Genomic DNA, 19,053 nt, shown 5'->3' on the forward strand with positions numbered 1-19,053 from the left:
TTAGAAGTAATTCAAAATATAGGTAACAGAAATGCAAATAGAGAAGAATAAAAAAATAAATGAAGCAATAGATTTGCTGATAGAAGGCGGAGTAGATTTAAAAACAGTACTAAGTCAGAATGGATTAATTAAGGAATTAACCAAGGGTATTTTAGAGCGAGCACTGCATGCTGAGATGTCAGAACATTTAGGTTATAGCAAGTATGATAGAGCTGAAACTGAGAATGCGAGGAATGGTAGTTTTAGTAAGAATCTGATTAGTGAGAATGGTACTATAGAGCTAAATGTTCCAAGAGACAGACAAGGTAAATTTGAACCTATAATAGTCTCAAAGAAACAAACAAGAATAGATGGCTTAGACCAAAAGATAATATCCTTATATGCGAAGGGTATGAGTGTGTCTGATATTAAAACACAATTGCAAGAATTATATGGAGCTGAGATCAGTGAGAGCCTAATCAGCAGGATTACAGATGAAGTAATAGATGAGGTCAAGATTTGGCAGAGTAGACCTCTTGAATCAGTATACCCTATAGTATATTTTGACTGTTTAGTAGTGAAAGTAAGACAAGATAAACTTATTATTAATAAATCAGTATATGTAGCTTTAGGAATAGATTTATCTGGCAGAAAGGATATTTTAGGCTTATGGATAAGTGAGAATGAAGGAGCTAAATTTTGGCTTGGTAATTTTACTGAAATGAAGAATCGAGGAGTAAAAGATATCTTAATTGCTTGTAGTGATAATCTAACTGGTATGTCTGATGCTATTGCATCAGTATATCCGAAAACTGAACATCAAATTTGTATTGTCCATCAGATCAGGAATAGCCTCAAATATGTATCATATAAAGATAGAAAGCAATTAGCAGCGGATTTGAAACTAATCTATACTTCTGCTACTGAAAAAGAAGCAGAATTAGCTCTTGAGTCATTTGATCAAAAATGGAGTAAGCAATATCCGCATATAGCTAAATCTTGGTATAATAATTGGGATAATTTGATAATTTTCTTGCAATATCCAAAGGAGATTCGTAAGATTATTTACACTACAAATGCGATAGAATCGCTGAATAGCCAATTGAGAAAAGTTACTAAGAATAAACGCATCTTTCCAAATGATGACGCAGTATTTAAAGTTTTATATCTGACAATTGATTATATTACCAAAAAATGGTCTATGCCTATCCCCAATTGGAATGAAGCTATGGCTCATTTTATGATCAAATTTGATGGTAGAATTTAATGGTTCACGAAATTTACACAATTGATGAGACAGAGCCTATGGCAGCTATTATAGATTGGCATAGCAAGGCCATATTGAGCTATAAACTGTCAAATTCTATGGATGCATCTCTTGTAACTGATGTCTTGAAACAAGCTCTCAGTAAGTATAACGCTCCACAGATATTTAATAGTCTATCCGCCAAAAACACTTCAAATCCTGATCATTTGTAATGGGATAGAGTTTTGACAACAAATTGCTAAGATTTTCAATAAAAATTAATAGTCTATCCGCCAAAAACACTTCAAATCCTGATCATTTGTAATGGGATAGAGTTTTGACAACAAATTGCTAAGATTTTCAATAAAAATTAATAAGTTATGTTAATTTTTACTGATACATTTCTGTGTTGGTCTAATTTTGATATGGAGCTATTGTTAACGATTTTTTATCGTTCATCTAGTTTTTGCATGATGATATTTTTGATTTATGTGGAGTTAGACACGATTTGTAAATGATTTGCAATGCATCGTAAATTCAAACCAATAGCAGAGATTATTGGATTGATAATATCTCCTATCATACCTTTCAAGAAGTTTCTACCCATCCGACCATATTGCTTTAAGTGACCTATTATTGGTTCTATGGCACTGCGTCTCTTGATCATAGACTTGTCCTCTTGTAACAACTTCTTCCGCGTTTTTGGGGTATATACCTTACTCTTCTCCTTTACATTGCTACCACTATACCCAAGATCAACAAATGATTTCTTTATCTTGATTCCAGTGACACTCTCTACTGCTTCAAAGCTCTGATGCAATGTATGACCATCATAAGGATTATTATGAAACGATTTTGCGGATAAAACAAAATTTCTACGACCACTTACTACTACCGCTACTTTATTGCCAAACTCATATGGCTTGTTGCGTTTTCCCTTTCCTATACACTCTACTTCAGGGGCATGAAAACTATATAATACTTTGTTATCTTCTTTATATTGCTTTTTAGCTTCTCTTTTTAAAACAGATTGGTTATGTATTTGTTTTATTTTTTGCAATACTTCTTGATTTTTGAGAGACAAGTTTAATTGCTTATTTTTGATCTCACGCTCACATACTCTAATCAAACGACCCAGTAATATTTTTAAATGCTTCATTATTTTCCAACGCTTCTTGGCTTTACTATGTTCTTTATATTTCCATAGCTTTACTATATCGCGTTTATAGGTTCTAGCGTATGTTTCATTCAAATGTATACCCAAACTGTTGCAAAGCTTTACTATGCTAAGCCTAGCTTTATCCATTAAATAAACATCGTGTGGGTGTTTGATATTCTTAATTTGTACAGTCGTATCAGCGATGATTAATTCCAAATCTTTTTTTTTAATTGTGTTAGTTTTTATCCCAACCCTGATCAACTCCGATAATATCTCATTATATCCAGCTTCACCTAATACACTACGAAACCGTCGTATACTAGTTTCCGAGATAGCTATGTCTTTTTCTATATATTCCCACCCGCAGAAATACTGCCAATACATATTCTCTTTTAGCTCTTCCTCTGATAATGAATCTGAAAAATTATACATTGCTTGTAGCATCGTTATGCCAAGCATCACTCTATGACATTTTCTATTTCTACCAAATTTCTTAATACAAACATTTTTTGATAACCACTCTTCGAGCCTAGACCAATTTATTAATTCTCTTAATTTATATAGCTTATTATTTGGGTTTAATTCTTCTTTTAATTTATAACCAAACAGTTTCCCTTGTTCTTGCGATTTGATAATGTTGTCTATTGGCATTGACTGAAATCCATAAGGTTTATGACCATATTTTATCATTTTCTTACGGATTGTTGTATTACTTCTTGTCTTAAAACCATATTATCTATAAGGCTTGTAGAGTTTTGGCGGACGGACTTAATAAGTTATGTTAATTTTTACTGATACATTTCTGTGTTGGTCTAATTTTGATATGGAGCTATTGTTAACGATTTTTTATCGTTCATCTAGTTTTTGCATGATGATATTTTTGATTTATGTGGAGTTAGACACGATTTGTAAATGATTTGCAATGCATCGTAAATTCAAACCAATAGCAGAGATTATTGGATTGATAATATCTCCTATCATACCTTTCAAGAAGTTTCTACCCATCCGACCATATTGCTTTAAGTGACCTATTATTGGTTCTATGGCACTGCGTCTCTTGATCATAGACTTGTCCTCTTGTAACAACTTCTTCCGCGTTTTTGGGGTATATACCTTACTCTTCTCCTTTACATTGCTACCACTATACCCAAGATCAACAAATGATTTCTTTATCTTGATTCCAGTGACACTCTCTACTGCTTCAAAGCTCTGATGCAATGTATGACCATCATAAGGATTATTATGAAACGATTTTGCGGATAAAACAAAATTTCTACGACCACTTACTACTACCGCTACTTTATTGCCAAACTCATATGGCTTGTTGCGTTTTCCCTTTCCTATACACTCTACTTCAGGGGCATGAAAACTATATAATACTTTGTTATCTTCTTTATATTGCTTTTTAGCTTCTCTTTTTAAAACAGATTGGTTATGTATTTGTTTTATTTTTTGCAATACTTCTTGATTTTTGAGAGACAAGTTTAATTGCTTATTTTTGATCTCACGCTCACATACTCTAATCAAACGACCCAGTAATATTTTTAAATGCTTCATTATTTTCCAACGCTTCTTGGCTTTACTATGTTCTTTATATTTCCATAGCTTTACTATATCGCGTTTATAGGTTCTAGCGTATGTTTCATTCAAATGTATACCCAAACTGTTGCAAAGCTTTACTATGCTAAGCCTAGCTTTATCCATTAAATAAACATCGTGTGGGTGTTTGATATTCTTAATTTGTACAGTCGTATCAGCGATGATTAATTCCAAATCTTTTTTTTTAATTGTGTTAGTTTTTATCCCAACCCTGATCAACTCCGATAATATCTCATTATATCCAGCTTCACCTAATACACTACGAAACCGTCGTATACTAGTTTCCGAGATAGCTATGTCTTTTTCTATATATTCCCACCCGCAGAAATACTGCCAATACATATTCTCTTTTAGCTCTTCCTCTGATAATGAATCTGAAAAATTATACATTGCTTGTAGCATCGTTATGCCAAGCATCACTCTATGACATTTTCTATTTCTACCAAATTTCTTAATACAAACATTTTTTGATAACCACTCTTCGAGCCTAGACCAATTTATTAATTCTCTTAATTTATATAGCTTATTATTTGGGTTTAATTCTTCTTTTAATTTATAACCAAACAGTTTCCCTTGTTCTTGCGATTTGATAATGTTGTCTATTGGCATTGACTGAAATCCATAAGGTTTATGACCATATTTTATCATTTTCTTACGGATTGTTGTATTACTTCTTGTCTTAAAACCATATTATCTATAAGGCTTGTAGAGTTTTGGCGGACGGACTTAATAGTGATCAAGGTAGCCAATATACCAGTTATGACCACATAAATATTCTCAAGGAGCATGATATCCAAATTTCATTAAAAAAAGTGGCGAGTGTATCAATCTATAATTTGTATTATATATCAAATCATTTACTTTAAATTGTAGAAATATCGCTTTGAAGTCTATCCGCCAAAAACACTTCAAATCCTGATCATTTGTAATGGGATAGAGTTTTGACAACAAATTGCTAAGATTTTCAATAAAAATTAATAAGTTATGTTAATTTTTACTGATACATTTCTGTGTTGGTCTAATTTTGATATGGAGCTATTGTTAACGATTTTTTATCGTTCATCTAGTTTTTGCATGATGATATTTTTGATTTATGTGGAGTTAGACACGATTTGTAAATGATTTGCAATGCATCGTAAATTCAAACCAATAGCAGAGATTATTGGATTGATAATATCTCCTATCATACCTTTCAAGAAGTTTCTACCCATCCGACCATATTGCTTTAAGTGACCTATTATTGGTTCTATGGCACTGCGTCTCTTGATCATAGACTTGTCCTCTTGTAACAACTTCTTCCGCGTTTTTGGGGTATATACCTTACTCTTCTCCTTTACATTGCTACCACTATACCCAAGATCAACAAATGATTTCTTTATCTTGATTCCAGTGACACTCTCTACTGCTTCAAAGCTCTGATGCAATGTATGACCATCATAAGGATTATTATGAAACGATTTTGCGGATAAAACAAAATTTCTACGACCACTTACTACTACCGCTACTTTATTGCCAAACTCATATGGCTTGTTGCGTTTTCCCTTTCCTATACACTCTACTTCAGGGGCATGAAAACTATATAATACTTTGTTATCTTCTTTATATTGCTTTTTAGCTTCTCTTTTTAAAACAGATTGGTTATGTATTTGTTTTATTTTTTGCAATACTTCTTGATTTTTGAGAGACAAGTTTAATTGCTTATTTTTGATCTCACGCTCACATACTCTAATCAAACGACCCAGTAATATTTTTAAATGCTTCATTATTTTCCAACGCTTCTTGGCTTTACTATGTTCTTTATATTTCCATAGCTTTACTATATCGCGTTTATAGGTTCTAGCGTATGTTTCATTCAAATGTATACCCAAACTGTTGCAAAGCTTTACTATGCTAAGCCTAGCTTTATCCATTAAATAAACATCGTGTGGGTGTTTGATATTCTTAATTTGTACAGTCGTATCAGCGATGATTAATTCCAAATCTTTTTTTTTAATTGTGTTAGTTTTTATCCCAACCCTGATCAACTCCGATAATATCTCATTATATCCAGCTTCACCTAATACACTACGAAACCGTCGTATACTAGTTTCCGAGATAGCTATGTCTTTTTCTATATATTCCCACCCGCAGAAATACTGCCAATACATATTCTCTTTTAGCTCTTCCTCTGATAATGAATCTGAAAAATTATACATTGCTTGTAGCATCGTTATGCCAAGCATCACTCTATGACATTTTCTATTTCTACCAAATTTCTTAATACAAACATTTTTTGATAACCACTCTTCGAGCCTAGACCAATTTATTAATTCTCTTAATTTATATAGCTTATTATTTGGGTTTAATTCTTCTTTTAATTTATAACAAAACAGTTTCCCTTGTTCTTGCGATTTGATAATGTTGTCTATTGGCATTGACTGAAATCCATAAGGTTTATGACCATATTTTATCATTTTCTTACGGATTGTTGTATTACTTCTTGTCTTAAAACCATATTATCTATAAGGCTTGTAGAGTTTTGGCGGACGGACTTTGAAGCTGATAAAAGCACTAAATATTTAACTTTAAATATAAATTTTTACTTTAGTCAGAAAAATTAGAATTTTTGTCAAAACTTCAGGATAGAAAGCAATTAGCAGCGGATTTGAAACTAATCTATACTTCTGCTACTGAAAAAGAAGCAGAATTAGCTCTTGAGTCATTTGATCAAAAATGGAGTAAGCAATATCCGCATATAGCTAAATCTTGGTATAATAATTGGGATAATTTGATAATTTTCTTGCAATATCCAAAGGAGATTCGTAAGATTATTTACACTACAAATGCGATAGAATCGCTGAATAGCCAATTGAGAAAAGTTACTAAGAATAAACGCATCTTTCCAAATGATGACGCAGTATTTAAGGTTTTATATCTGACAATTGATTATATTACCAAAAAATGGTCTATGCCTATCCCCAATTGGAATGAAGCTATGGCTCATTTTATGATCAAATTCGATGGTAGAATTTAATGGTTCACGAAATTTACACAATTGATGAGACAGAGCCTCGATTTCTAATCGATTCCACTTTATAACCCCTCAGCTTATAGCCGAGGGTTTGTTTAGTTCTTTGGCGGGTTATTGTCACCGTATTTGCTTCATTGTGCAGCGGGTGAATGAAAGATAGAGCGCTATAACCTGCATCACCTACTGTTATATTTAGAGCCTTTTGTGGTATTTGCTTAACAATTTTTATTATTTGTTTGCTACCTTTGCTATACTTATTCTCATCTGATTTTACTCTATTTATAGATATTGGTACAGCCCATTTAGGCTGAGCACCGATGCAAACTACACTATATTCATAACCCGCAACTGGTCGGTTATTAGCATTCTGTCTAATATATGTACGATCAATTGCTTTCTTGGAATCTTTCTTGCTACTCACTGTAGTATCTATTTGTAGTAAGTTTTTACTCTCATTAATCAGTTTACTTATTAAGTATTTTTCTATATCTTCTCGAGTCTTAAAACGTTGCTTATCTCTTATATTTAATGATTCATCACGAGCACAGTAAAAATTCTCTATAGCTCTTTATACACTTGACCAACTACGCTGAAAATATTTATTAGTTGTTAATTCAACAACAGATCTTGCTTTAACGCTATCATTAGTTACTAGTGATAGTATTAATTCTAAAACCACATCTTGATTATAGGGAAAAATTTTTTATTTCTTGCAACATTTCTTGTATAATCATACACACTAAAACCCCTTTTGTATTTGAGCGTATTTATATCATAACTTATAAGTTTGGCTATCTTTTTGTCAAAACTTCAGATTAAGCATTTTGTCTACAATAGTACGAATATTATCATCAACAACTTCTATATGTTCTGCTTGCTTCTTAAAAATATCGTTTGGAGCGTAAACTATTTGATAGTAAGATTTTTCTTGGTTCATAATATTCGATCATTTAATAATAATGGTTGATAATATATTTTGATTATAAGGTTCTTGCAAGTGGTAAGAGCGTCTTTTGCTAGGATATTTTGCTGGGTTTGCATAAGTATCCTCTGTAATCCTTTTAATACTTTTAACTCCTGTTTGCTTAAGCTGTAATTCTACAAATCCTGGTAAATCAAACATATAATGATTTTCTTTTTTTGAATTTATGAAGAATTGCTTATTATTAATATCTTTATCTAAAAAAGCTTTATAATATTTTGCATCAACTTCATATGATTCTTGAGCTATAGCAGGACCTATCATTGCAGCCAAATTTTTTGCACCTTTTTCTATCATTTTATTAACTATATTATGGATAATACCGTTTATAGCACCTTTCCATCCTGTATGTGCTGCTCCAATTATTTTACCATCACCGCTTGTAAGTAAAACTGGTACACAATCTGCAGTTTGCACTGCTAGAACTAAATTTTTTCTAGTAGTAATACTGCCATCAGCTTCAGGTATGATAATAGAATTATTATCTGCATCAATAACATCTATACCGTGAACTTGATTGAAAATTAGAATATCTTCTGCTTTAAAATAATCAGTTATGGCTTTTTTGTTTCTTATTATTTCTATTTCATCTATAGAATTATTTTTTTTTACATATCTATGACTAGAATCCTTGAATGTTCCGTCAAAAATTTTATAATATACTAGTCCGTTTATTAGTGCTTCCATGCAAATATCCTATAATAATTTTATTAATACCTTATCTAATAACCTACAAAAAAAGAAACAGCTAGAAAAGATCATTTTCCAATTTCATAAAGATTATAATTTAATACCTATTATTGGGGTAGAGATAGAGTTTTATTTAAGCCCTAATATTGATATATCTAAATTTGAAATACTTGCAAGAAAATATTTAACGAAGTTTAAAATTTCTAAAATAAAAAAAGAAAAGGGTAATAATCAATTCGAAATAGATCTTCCTCCATCCCATGATTTAGTAAATTATGCAAAAATGATACTTAAAGTTAAAAATACTTTAACAAAAATAGCTGAGTATTTAAATGGTCATACGGATTTCTCTCCTAAACCTTTTTTAAATGATTATGGAAATAGTATGCATTTCCATATAAGTTTTGATATAGAATCTGGTGATTATATAATGCTAGCAGCACAAGGTTTATGCCATTACATGCTAGATACTCTACTTGCTTTTATGCCGGGTAGTATTGATTATGTACGCCTTGATAAAGATTTTATGGCACCGACTCATGTATCTTATGGAGGAAATAACAGAAGTGTAGCTATTCGAACTCCAAATGTTGTTCCTAAACGTTTAGAGCATCGCTTATCTTCTCCTGAAACTGATCCTTACATAGCAATTTTTACTATTTTAAAGTCTATATTATTATCTTTAAAATTTCCAAATTCAATTAAAAAGACAGAAAAGATTTACGGAAATGCTTTTGATCCGCAATATAATTTAACACCATTACCAACGTCAGCTCAGGAAAGTTTTAAGCTATTTAAACCAGAGTTTTTTAGATAATATGTAAACTTCTTTTCTTCTGAAGTTTTGACAAAAATTCTAATTTTTCTGACTAAAGTAAAAATTTATATTTAAAGTTAAATATTTAGTGCTTTTATCAGCTTAAAAGCGATATTTCTACAATTTAAAGTAAATTATTTGATATATAATACAAATTATAGATTGATACACTCGCCACTTTTTTTAATAAAAATTTTTTGTCAAAACTTCAGTTTCTTTCAAAAGGAGTATTTATATTTAAAACTACTATTAATGCAAAAAAGATCAATTGGCATGCTATTGATTGGCAAATGGTAAATTCCAGTATTAATTAAGCCAGATTTATATTTTCTTCCCATACCTCATTGGGTGTTTTATAACCGAGCACTTTTCTTGGTAAATTATTTAAAAAATCCTCAATTTCTTGTAATTGCTTTATTGTTAATTTTTTTATATCTAAAGATTTAGAGTATACTCTGTGCACCATTGAGTTAATCTTCTCTATCAATGGTTTTTGCCATGGAGAATAAGGATTGCAAAAATATACTTTTCGTTCAGATTTTGGCAATAGTTGTTCATGATTGGTAAATTCTTTGCCATTATCTAACGTTATGCTTTTGATTATATGCGACAATTGTTTAAGTTTTTTATTCATGTTACCAATCACATCTTGTGTTCTTTTTGAACGGTTTAAAGTGAGACAGGAGTTTCGCACTTAGCAAATAATATGCTAATCTAGAGAAAAATAGTTTTAGATAAAAATGACAAGATCAAAATGTAGCAAAGATTTATATAAATCATTCTTACAAGCAAGTAGTGTAAGATATACTAGCAAAGCATTATCTGAAGTAAGTCCATTAGATCTATCGCACGATAGTGCAAGTCGATGGTTAAAGAGTAAGGATTTTCGCCCTAGCGAAATCTATAGCAAAGTGTCAAAATATATTGATCTGGAAGATCCTTGTTTATTAGTGGGAGATGACACCTTATTGTCAAAGCAATACAGTAAGAGGATCGAGCTTGTAAATTATCAATATTCTGGGGCTGTACATGATGTTATACCTGGTATAGGAATGGTAAACTTACTGCATTACAATACTCAAATTGATCAATCTACTCCTGTAGATTATAGAATATATGATAAAGAAACTGATGGTAAAACAAAGAACGAGCATTTTTGTGATATGCTTACTTTAGCTAAAGAAAGAGGTATCAAGCCTGATGCTATAGTTATGGATGCTTGGTATAGTGGTTTGGATAATTTAAAACATATACGTAATTTAGGTTGGATATGGGTTACCAACCTAAGAAAAAATAGAAAAGTTAATCGTAATGTTAGCTTGGAAACTTTAGAGATTCCCGATGAAGGGCTAAAAATTCACCTACGTGGATACGGTTGGGTTACGGTATTTAAGTTTGTGGCAAAAAATGGTCGCATTGATTACATAACAACTAATTTAGAGAATCCTACACGTGAGCAAATAGAGAAAATTGTTAAGGCGCGTTGGTCTATAGAAGTTTATCATCGAGAATTGAAACAAACTTGTGGTATTGAATGCTGTCAGGCACGCACGGGTCGAGCTCAAAGAAATCATATTTGCCTTGCTGTATTGGCCTGGCTTGATATGAACAAAAGGAGGATAAATGAAAACATTACTTTATATCAACAAACTTGGGAAGTTATAAAAACATCAATTCAGAACAACATTAAATGGCTTCTAACTAATACACAATTTTGCTAAGTGCGAAACTCCTGTGAGAAACACTTTTTGTGTTCTGATATCCACAAGAGCGCCTATATTACGACTTTGATTACCTTTGTTAAAAGTTAAATCACCTTCTAAATGACCTATTGCTGCTATCTTTCTATTTATCTCTGGTCTTTCAGTAATGGAAACTCGATTTGGTATTGTAATTCTTTTGTTTCTGATTCTTGTACCATGATGCAACCTATTTTTCCTTTTTCTTGCTAAAGATAAATATAATTTTTGCCTTTGTGCTATAGGAGATGTATAAATAAACTGGTATATACTCTCTGTAGAAATATTGACAGTATCTCGTGATAGTTTACGTCTACCTGAAATTATATCTGGTGAAATACCCTGTGTTAACTGCTTTATTATTTCTGCTCGTAAATTATTATCAATATCTAATTTTCTTTTTCTCTTACCTTGCCTTAAACTGCAAGCAAGTGTGTTAGCCCTATCTGGTCTATAATTATGCCTCATTCTCTTGAGTTCATAACATATAGTGCTTTTATCACGGCCAATCTTTGTCCCTATATATCGCGAGCTATAACCACTCTTATTCATTTCGTATATTTTAAATCTTTCATCTATCGTTAAATGAGCCATGATATATCTATATTTAATTAAAAATTGATTATATCTGGCTTAATTAATTATAGAACTTTCCGATCATCAAAGAGCTCCTGTTTGATATAACCCTTATCGCCAAACAATAATCCCGTGATATGTTTGGTGATTATCGAAACCGGCGCTCTATCATCTACATTACCAGGCGTTAGTTTTAGACCTTGAATCTCACCTTTTTCGTTAATAACCAAATGTAATTTTAGACCAAAAAACCAACTTTTTGTTGTTTTACCCAAAGCAGCAATACCGGCAAAGACTTTATTACGAGAGATTCTTTTTCGATGACAAACCTCTAAAGATGTGGCGTCAATATAAGAAACTCCCGTAGATTGAGCTGCCTGCATATACCATTCAAGTAATAAAACTAAATAACTCAGAACTCTTGGTTTTAGAGCTATAAAACGAGTATATGATGGAAGAGTTACAAAGTCTGATTTATATAATTGTAGATAGGACATATAAAAATATTTAAAGTTTTTACAAGGTGATTGATGGTATAAAAGCACTATTGTTAACAGCTCAGAATAGCTTATTTCAGGCTTTCTTGTAGGGTTTTTATTAATTAATGGTAGAAATGATTTATTAATCCACTGCTCGCTAATTTTACAAAAATCATCGACAAAACAAAATAATGCAGTAATATCTTTCTTCATGGGGATACTCTTGTTTTTTTGCTAAAAATTATATAGAGTATCTTCTATCCCTTGTAAATACTTACTTCCAAACCTAGATTAATCCAGAATTCAGGTTTATAGGTAATTTTAATGTTCGTTGAGGGTAATTCTAATATTCGTTAGTCACTATCAGATTCTTACTAAAACTACCATTCCTCGCATTCTCAGTTTCAGCTCTATCATACTTGCTATAACCTAAATGTTCTGACATCTCAGCATGCAGTGCTCGCTCTAAAATACCCTTGGTTAATCTCTCAGGGTTTAATTCCCCGAAGCTCTGCTTCGTGATATACTACTTGAATGGAAGAAAGCAGTTATATACATAAGAGTCATAATGTCACAGTACTAATATATCATTTAGTAACGCCGGCAAAGTATAGAAGAGTAATATTCAATCAAGAACTAGATGATTATTTGTGTAAAATTTGTGAGCACATAGAAGATCGTTATGAAATGAGATTTTTAGAAATAGGAGTAGATGAAGATCACGTACATTTTTTATTACAGTCAATACCAATGTATAGCCCAACAAAAATAACTCAAATAATAAACTGAAGTTTTGACAAAAATTCTAATTTTTCTGACTAAAGTAAAAATTTATATTTAAAGTTAAATATTTAGTGCTTTTATCAGCTTAAAAGCGATCTTTATACAATTTAAAGTAAATTATTTGATATATAATACAAATTATAGATTGATACACTCGCCACTTTTTTTAATAAAAATTTTTTGTCAAAACTTCAGTAAAAAGTATTACTTCTAAGAAAATGTTTGAGAAATATCCAAATCTTAAAGAAAAATTATGGGGAAGTGAGTTTTGGAGTAAAGGATATTTTATGAGCACAGTAGGTAAACATGGTGATGAGCAGAAATTACGTAATTATGTACAGAATCAAGGTTCAGGCAAACCTTCTTATAAAGCATTTCAACAAAAACAGTTAAAGCTTTTTGGATAGATACCTCGTAGCTCTGCTGCGAGGAGCATCATTTTCTCGTCATTGCGAGGAAAAACTGTAAGTTTTGACAAAGCAATCTCATCATTATTTCCTGAGATTGCCACGTCGCTTTGCTCCTCGCAATGACGACTCTCGATCTACGCAAGCAAGCCTTAAGCGGGAATGACATATAATAATAACTTTTCAGTGCTATTCTATTTTATGTATATAGTCTATCCGCCAAAAACACTTCAAATCCTGATCATTTGTAATGGGATAGAGTTTTGACAACAAATTGCTAAGATTTTCAATAAAAATTAATAAGTTATGTTAATTTTTACTGATACATTTCTGTGTTGGTCTAATTTTGATATGGAGCTATTGTTAACGATTTTTTATCGTTCATCTAGTTTTTGCATGATGATATTTTTGATTTATGTGGAGTTAGACACGATTTGTAAATGATTTGCAATGCATCGTAAATTCAAACCAATAGCAGAGATTATTGGATTGATAATATCTCCTATCATACCTTTCAAGAAGTTTCTACCCATCCGACCATATTGCTTTAAGTGACCTATTATTGGTTCTATGGCACTGCGTCTCTTGATCATAGACTTGTCCTCTTGTAACAACTTCTTCCGCGTTTTTGGGGTATATACCTTACTCTTCTCCTTTACATTGCTACCACTATACCCAAGATCAACAAATGATTTCTTTATCTTGATTCCAGTGACACTCTCTACTGCTTCAAAGCTCTGATGCAATGTATGACCATCATAAGGATTATTATGAAACGATTTTGCGGATAAAACAAAATTTCTACGACCACTTACTACTACCGCTACTTTATTGCCAAACTCATATGGCTTGTTGCGTTTTCCCTTTCCTATACACTCTACTTCAGGGGCATGAAAACTATATAATACTTTGTTATCTTCTTTATATTGCTTTTTAGCTTCTCTTTTTAAAACAGATTGGTTATGTATTTGTTTTATTTTTTGCAATACTTCTTGATTTTTGAGAGACAAGCAGGAGTTTCGCACTTAGCAAAATTGTGTATTAGTTAGAAGCCATTTAATGTTGTTCTGAATTGATGTTTTTATAACTTCCCAAGTTTGTTGATATAAAGTAATGTTTTCATTTATCCTCCTTTTGTTCATATCAAGCCAGGCCAATACAGCAAGGCAAATATGATTTCTTTGAGCTCGACCCGTGCGTGCCTGACAGCATTCAATACCACAAGTTTGTTTCAATTCTCGATGATAAACTTCTATAGACCAACGCGCCTTAACAATTTTCTCTATTTGCTCACGTGTAGGATTCTCTAAATTAGTTGTTATGTAATCAATGCGACCATTTTTTGCCACAAACTTAAATACCGTAACCCAACCGTATCCACGTAGGTGAATTTTTAGCCCTTCATCGGGAATCTCTAAAGTTTCCAAGCTAACATTACGATTAACTTTTCTATTTTTTCTTAGGTTGGTAACCCATATCCAACCTAAATTACGTATATGTTTTAAATTATCCAAACCACTATACCAAGCATCCATAACTATAGCATCAGGCTTGATACCTCTTTCTTTAGCTAAAGTAAGCATATCACAAAAATGCTCGTTCTTTGTTTTACCATCAGTTTCTTTATCATATATTCTATAATCTACAGGAGTAGATTGATCAATTTGAGTATTGTAATGCAGTAAGTTTACCATTCCTATACCAGGTATAACATCATGTACAGCCCCAGAATATTGATAATTTACAAGCTCGATCCTCTTACTGTATTGCTTTGACAATAAGGTGTCATCTCCCACTAATAAACAAGGATCTTCCAGATCAATATATTTTGACACTTTGCTATAGATTTCGCTAGGGCGAAAATCCTTACTCTTTAACCATCGACTTGCACTATCGTGCGATAGATCTAATGGACTTACTTCAGATAATGCTTTGCTAGTATATCTTACACTACTTGCTTGTAAGAATGATTTATATAAATCTTTGCTACATTTTGATCTTGTCATTTTTATCTAAAACTATTTTTCTCTAGATTAGCATATTATTTGCTAAGTGCGAAACTCCTGACAAGTTTAATTGCTTATTTTTGATCTCACGCTCACATACTCTAATCAAACGACCCAGTAATATTTTTAAATGCTTCATTATTTTCCAACGCTTCTTGGCTTTACTATGTTCTTTATATTTCCATAGCTTTACTATATCGCGTTTATAGGTTCTAGCGTATGTTTCATTCAAATGTATACCCAAACTGTTGCAAAGCTTTACTATGCTAAGCCTAGCTTTATCCATTAAATACACATCGTGTGGGTGTTTGATATTCTTAATTTGTACAGTCGTATCAGCGATGATTAATTCCAAATCTTTTTTTTTAATTGTGTTAGTTTTTATCCCAACCCTGATCAACTCCGATAATATCTCATTATATCCAGCTTCACCTAATACACTACGAAACCGTCGTATACTAGTTTCCGAGATAGCTATGTCTTTTTCTATATATTCCCACCCGCAGAAATACTGCCAATACATATTCTCTTTTAGCTCTTCCTCTGATAATGAATCTGAAAAATTATACATTGCTTGTAGCATCGTTATGCCAAGCATCACTCTATGACATTTTCTATTTCTACCAAATTTCTTAATACAAACATTTTTTGATAACCACTCTTCGAGCCTAGACCAATTTATTAATTCTCTTAATTTATATAGCTTATTATTTGGGTTTAATTCTTCTTTTAATTTATAACCAAACAGTTTCCCTTGTTCTTGCGATTTGATAATGTTGTCTATTGGCATTGACTGAAATCCATAAGGTTTATGACCATATTTTATCATTTTCTTACGGATTGTTGTATTACTTCTTGTCTTAAAACCATATTATCTATAAGGCTTGTAGAGTTTTGGCGGACGGACTATATAGCTATTGCATAATTGTATTAGCTCTTCTTTGTATCTGGGTTTTAGTAAATGTCTACTTTTTAGGTTTAGATTTTTAAAATCTTGTTCAGTTAAAGGTAAATATTTACACAACTTCATTAAGTCTTCATCTGAAATGAAATGTTTTCGAGGGATATTTATAGTTTGTGCCTTTTCTTCACGATAAGCTGCAAGCATTTGTATTTTAGTATTAAAATCTTTAATTTCAATTCTAAATTTTACTTTTTTCCAAGCATCTTCGGGTTTTACCTCATAGTTTTTAATATTAAATAAAAACTGGAGCATGGACTGATATTGATTCGTTAAATTATTATCCAAAATTATCTTATTTAGTTGTTTATATATTTTGTCCAAATATTCAACATCTAAAAACGCGTAATTCAGCATATCTTCAGTAATAGGGCGTTTTAACCAGTTAGATTTTTGATGTGTTTTATCAATATTGATTTTGAAAAGTTTATAACAAATATCATCATAGCTTAGTTGACTACCAAGACCACAAACATTTGCAGCAACTTGTACATCAAAAATATTAGAAGGTAGAGTCTTAAATAAATTATAAAAAATTTCGAAATCTTCACGAGGTGCATGAAATATTTTAATAATATTATTATCTATAAGTAACTTGTTAAAGACATTTAAAGCTAGGTTATTTATTGCATCAATTATTATGCTGCAACCCTCTGCTTTTACTTGGATTATACTAAGTTTAGCATAATAGGTATAACGACGTTCAAATTCTGTATCTATACTCAACCATTTTTTGGTGGATAATTCCCTACAAAACTCTTCTAATACTTTTTGACTATTAATAATTTGCATAAATGAAGCTATTTACAAAGCTCCAATAATTTTTAGAAAAAGATTAGTATGAGATAAAGATAATACTACTTCAAGACCAATTAATATAATAATAATCCACTCAAGTTTAGTAGAATGTTTATAATTAAGGTCATTTGAAAGGATATCGAGCAACTCATGAATCATATTAAGGCGATGATTCATTATATTTTGTCTTATTTCTATGTCTTGAAATTCTGCCGTCATAAGATATAGGGGCTCATAGCTAGGACGACGCCAAAAAAATTCAGGAGTATCGAATATATCGCTATGTAAGCTAATTGAATAGCGTTCACTAAATAATATACCTATTTGTTGTAATATTTCTTTTTTAGAGAGTGATACACTACCGGTTCTAGCTAGCTCTTGTTGTATAGGAGTGGTTTGAGAGATCAAATTACTCACAGATTGCTCAAGAACGCTAAGCTTAACAGATTGGGCAAGTGCATGAGAAATAGATAGCTTAACAAATACCGATTTATCAGCTAAAATTATTTTGTTTTTTTCTTCGTCAATAAAAGTTTTTTCGTGTTCTTCATTATATTCAAAATAAATATAATCGGATACAGGTTCAGCAAGTCTATTTATCGTTACTAAATCAGTATCATTTAAAATTACTTTTTCCTGAATTTCGTCACCACCCCAAATAGTTACACAACCAAATGGAAAGAAAAAGATATCTATATAATCAGAATCTTTATTTATTTCTTTCCGAATATATAAAACATCATCAAAATGCTGAGGTTCAAGCCCAATCTTTTTTAAATTAGTAACTAGATCACTCATCTTATATTCAGAAGAAACACAGTAAGATGAACATCTCATAATTATTTAAGTTTAATTTACATAAATTTAAAGTATAGTAGTGTGGAGCATAGAAAGTCAATAATATTATAATTATGTACGAAATATTAAACAATAGAGAGGTTATTAAAATAGCGGGTTCGGATTCGTTAAAGTTCCTGCAAAACTTTACAACTAATGATATCAATAAGAGTAATTATTGTTATACTTATTTACTTAATAATCAAGGTAGATATTTATTTGATTTCTTTGTATATGTACATAATATTGAAGAAATTTATATTGATATTGATGAGAAAAGTAAAACTGCCTTAATAGATCACTTAAATTTTTATAAGTTCCGCTCTAAAATAGAAATAGTAGGTTGTAAAGATGAGTATAAAATTGCTTATTCTTCTGAGGAATTAAAGACAGGGGGGTTAGTATCGGTTCGTGATCCTCGATATAATTTGCTGGGATTTCGCTCAATAACACTAAGCCAATTATGTCATTCCCGCGTAGGCGGGAATCTAAGTAAAAAATTATATCTAGAAGATAAATATAATTTGGCCATAATAGATGGGGCAGATGATCTAATCACTGGTAAATCTATACCCACTTTATATGGTATTGAGGAGCTAGAGGGAGTTAGCTATGATAAAGGTTGTTATGTAGGGCAGGAAGTTATTTCAAGGGCTAAATATCAAGGGGTGATAAGAAGAAAGATATACAAAATTATAGCTGAGGAAGATTTATCATCTTTGATTAAAGATGAGGAAATACTTGCAGGAAATGATTCAATAGGCATAATATGTTCCAGCTATCAAAATAAGGCTATAGCTTTAATTAAAGAAGAGAAGTATCTTGCTAGTCAGGAAGAAGATATTACTGTGAAGGGGATTAAGATAGGTTTATCTTTGGCTCCTTGGTATGGTTAAGACTAAAACGTCATTGCGAGGAGAGGCAACGCATCGACGAAGCAATCTCAGGTGTCCTGCTTTACAAGATTGCCGCACTCATTTCATTC

17 protein-coding genes and 7 pseudogenes are annotated in these 19,053 nt (G+C 31.5%); 9 read left to right on the forward strand and 15 right to left on the reverse strand.

Going from position 1 to position 19,053, the window contains the following annotated elements; genetic code table 11:
• The first annotated feature begins 31 nt into the window (after positions 1-31).
• Both AAHI98_RS02275 and AAHI98_RS18050 read left to right on the forward strand, forming a co-directional pair.
• Positions 32-1,246, forward strand: a complete 1,215-nt coding sequence (locus tag AAHI98_RS02275) for an IS256 family transposase (protein WP_342224662.1) — start codon at positions 32-34, stop codon at positions 1,244-1,246.
• Positions 1,246-1,458: an integrase catalytic domain-containing protein gene (locus AAHI98_RS18050; protein ID WP_410526185.1), complete on the forward strand. Its 213-nt coding sequence runs from the start codon at positions 1,246-1,248 to the stop codon at positions 1,456-1,458. Before AAHI98_RS02275 ends, AAHI98_RS18050 begins: the two co-directional genes overlap by 1 nt.
• A gap of 254 nt (positions 1,459-1,712) precedes the next feature.
• Here AAHI98_RS18050 and AAHI98_RS02285 read toward each other — a convergent pair whose 3' ends face one another.
• On the reverse strand, positions 1,713-3,074 hold the full coding sequence (locus AAHI98_RS02285; protein WP_342224717.1) for an IS5 family transposase: 1,362 nt from the start codon (positions 3,072-3,074) through the stop codon (positions 1,713-1,715).
• Positions 3,075-3,269: 195 nt separating this feature from the next.
• Positions 3,270-4,631 (reverse strand): IS5 family transposase, encoded by a 1,362-nt coding sequence (locus AAHI98_RS02290; RefSeq protein WP_342224717.1) that lies wholly within the window; start codon positions 4,629-4,631, stop codon positions 3,270-3,272.
• A 65-nt stretch (positions 4,632-4,696) separates the two neighbouring features.
• Here AAHI98_RS02290 and AAHI98_RS02295 point away from each other — a divergent pair, with 65 nt between their 5' ends.
• Positions 4,697-4,849 (forward strand): hypothetical protein, encoded by a 153-nt coding sequence (locus AAHI98_RS02295; RefSeq protein ID WP_342224923.1) that lies wholly within the window; start codon positions 4,697-4,699, stop codon positions 4,847-4,849.
• A gap of 225 nt (positions 4,850-5,074) precedes the next feature.
• On the opposite strand, the gene AAHI98_RS02300 is transcribed toward AAHI98_RS02295, so the two are convergent.
• A complete protein-coding gene (locus AAHI98_RS02300; RefSeq protein ID WP_342224851.1) occupies positions 5,075-6,436 on the reverse strand; it encodes an IS5 family transposase in 1,362 nt (453 codons plus the stop codon).
• A gap of 164 nt (positions 6,437-6,600) precedes the next feature.
• Between AAHI98_RS02300 and AAHI98_RS02305 the strand changes: the two are divergent.
• Positions 6,601-6,996: pseudogene (locus AAHI98_RS02305) on the forward strand (transposase); the annotation flags it as partial.
• A 13-nt stretch (positions 6,997-7,009) separates the two neighbouring features.
• Here the strand turns inward: AAHI98_RS02305 and AAHI98_RS02310 are convergent.
• From AAHI98_RS02310 to pgeF, 3 genes and pseudogenes are all read right to left on the reverse strand, one after another.
• Complete coding sequence (locus AAHI98_RS02310) at positions 7,010-7,414, reverse strand: hypothetical protein (RefSeq protein ID WP_342224925.1); 405 nt, start codon at positions 7,412-7,414, stop codon at positions 7,010-7,012.
• A gap of 396 nt (positions 7,415-7,810) precedes the next feature.
• A pseudogene (locus tag AAHI98_RS02315) lies at positions 7,811-7,930 on the reverse strand (peptide deformylase); the annotation flags it as partial.
• Positions 7,931-7,939: 9 nt separating this feature from the next.
• The gene (pgeF, locus tag AAHI98_RS02320; protein WP_342224926.1) at positions 7,940-8,662 is read right to left on the reverse strand and encodes a peptidoglycan editing factor PgeF; all 723 of its coding nucleotides are present in this window, start codon (positions 8,660-8,662) and stop codon (positions 7,940-7,942) included.
• Here pgeF and AAHI98_RS02325 point away from each other — a divergent pair.
• Entirely contained in the window at positions 8,661-9,482 is an 822-nt protein-coding gene (locus AAHI98_RS02325) for a type I glutamate--ammonia ligase (protein WP_342224927.1), read from the forward strand. The two genes, pgeF and AAHI98_RS02325, sit on opposite strands and share 2 nt — an antisense overlap.
• Positions 9,483-9,792: 310 nt before the next feature.
• On the opposite strand, the pseudogene AAHI98_RS02330 reads toward AAHI98_RS02325, so the two are convergent.
• Positions 9,793-10,161: pseudogene (locus AAHI98_RS02330) on the reverse strand (IS30 family transposase); the annotation flags it as partial.
• Positions 10,162-10,222: 61 nt separating this feature from the next.
• On the opposite strand from AAHI98_RS02330, the gene AAHI98_RS02335 reads away from it, so the two are divergent.
• A complete protein-coding gene (locus AAHI98_RS02335) occupies positions 10,223-11,203 on the forward strand; it encodes an IS701 family transposase (RefSeq protein WP_342224656.1) in 981 nt (326 codons plus the stop codon).
• Positions 11,204-11,215: 12 nt separating this feature from the next.
• Here AAHI98_RS02335 and AAHI98_RS02340 read toward each other — a convergent pair.
• From AAHI98_RS02340 to AAHI98_RS02350, 3 pseudogenes are all read right to left on the reverse strand, one after another.
• Positions 11,216-11,815: pseudogene (locus AAHI98_RS02340) on the reverse strand (IS30 family transposase); the annotation flags it as partial.
• Between the two features lie 65 nt (positions 11,816-11,880).
• A pseudogene (locus tag AAHI98_RS02345) lies at positions 11,881-12,489 on the reverse strand (IS982 family transposase); the annotation flags it as partial.
• Positions 12,490-12,628: 139 nt separating this feature from the next.
• Positions 12,629-12,766: pseudogene (locus tag AAHI98_RS02350) on the reverse strand (transposase); the annotation flags it as partial.
• A 44-nt stretch (positions 12,767-12,810) separates the two neighbouring features.
• Here AAHI98_RS02350 and tnpA point away from each other — a divergent pair.
• A pseudogene (gene tnpA, locus AAHI98_RS02355) lies at positions 12,811-13,059 on the forward strand (IS200/IS605 family transposase); the annotation flags it as partial.
• Positions 13,060-13,262: 203 nt separating this feature from the next.
• Complete coding sequence (locus AAHI98_RS02360; protein WP_342224974.1) at positions 13,263-13,466, forward strand: transposase; 204 nt, start codon at positions 13,263-13,265, stop codon at positions 13,464-13,466.
• 413 nt (positions 13,467-13,879) lie between these two features.
• On the opposite strand, the gene AAHI98_RS02365 is transcribed toward AAHI98_RS02360, so the two are convergent.
• From AAHI98_RS02365 to AAHI98_RS02385, 5 genes are read right to left on the reverse strand one after another with little or no spacing between them, the layout of a single operon-like run.
• Positions 13,880-14,491: a transposase gene (locus tag AAHI98_RS02365; protein WP_342224929.1), complete on the reverse strand. Its 612-nt coding sequence runs from the start codon at positions 14,489-14,491 to the stop codon at positions 13,880-13,882.
• Positions 14,492-15,472 (reverse strand): IS701 family transposase, encoded by a 981-nt coding sequence (locus tag AAHI98_RS02370; RefSeq protein WP_342224656.1) that lies wholly within the window; start codon positions 15,470-15,472, stop codon positions 14,492-14,494. It lies immediately after the preceding gene.
• Between the two features lie 22 nt (positions 15,473-15,494).
• Entirely contained in the window at positions 15,495-16,301 is an 807-nt protein-coding gene (locus AAHI98_RS02375; RefSeq protein ID WP_342224930.1) for a transposase, read from the reverse strand.
• 42 nt (positions 16,302-16,343) lie between these two features.
• Positions 16,344-17,225 carry a ribonuclease D gene (locus AAHI98_RS02380; protein WP_342224931.1) on the reverse strand — a complete coding sequence of 294 codons (882 nt, stop codon included), beginning with the start codon at positions 17,223-17,225 and terminating at the stop codon, positions 16,344-16,346.
• Between the two features lie 12 nt (positions 17,226-17,237).
• Positions 17,238-18,029 carry an RMD1 family protein gene (locus AAHI98_RS02385; protein ID WP_016948158.1) on the reverse strand — a complete coding sequence of 264 codons (792 nt, stop codon included), beginning with the start codon at positions 18,027-18,029 and terminating at the stop codon, positions 17,238-17,240.
• 113 nt (positions 18,030-18,142) lie between these two features.
• On the opposite strand from AAHI98_RS02385, the gene ygfZ reads away from it, so the two are divergent.
• A complete protein-coding gene (gene ygfZ / locus AAHI98_RS02390; RefSeq protein WP_342224932.1) occupies positions 18,143-18,964 on the forward strand; it encodes a CAF17-like 4Fe-4S cluster assembly/insertion protein YgfZ in 822 nt (273 codons plus the stop codon).
• The last annotated feature ends 89 nt before the right edge of the window (positions 18,965-19,053 follow it).

This window comes from Rickettsia endosymbiont of Urophora cardui, from assembly GCF_964030725.1.
GTDB lineage: Bacteria > Pseudomonadota > Alphaproteobacteria > Rickettsiales > Rickettsiaceae > Rickettsia.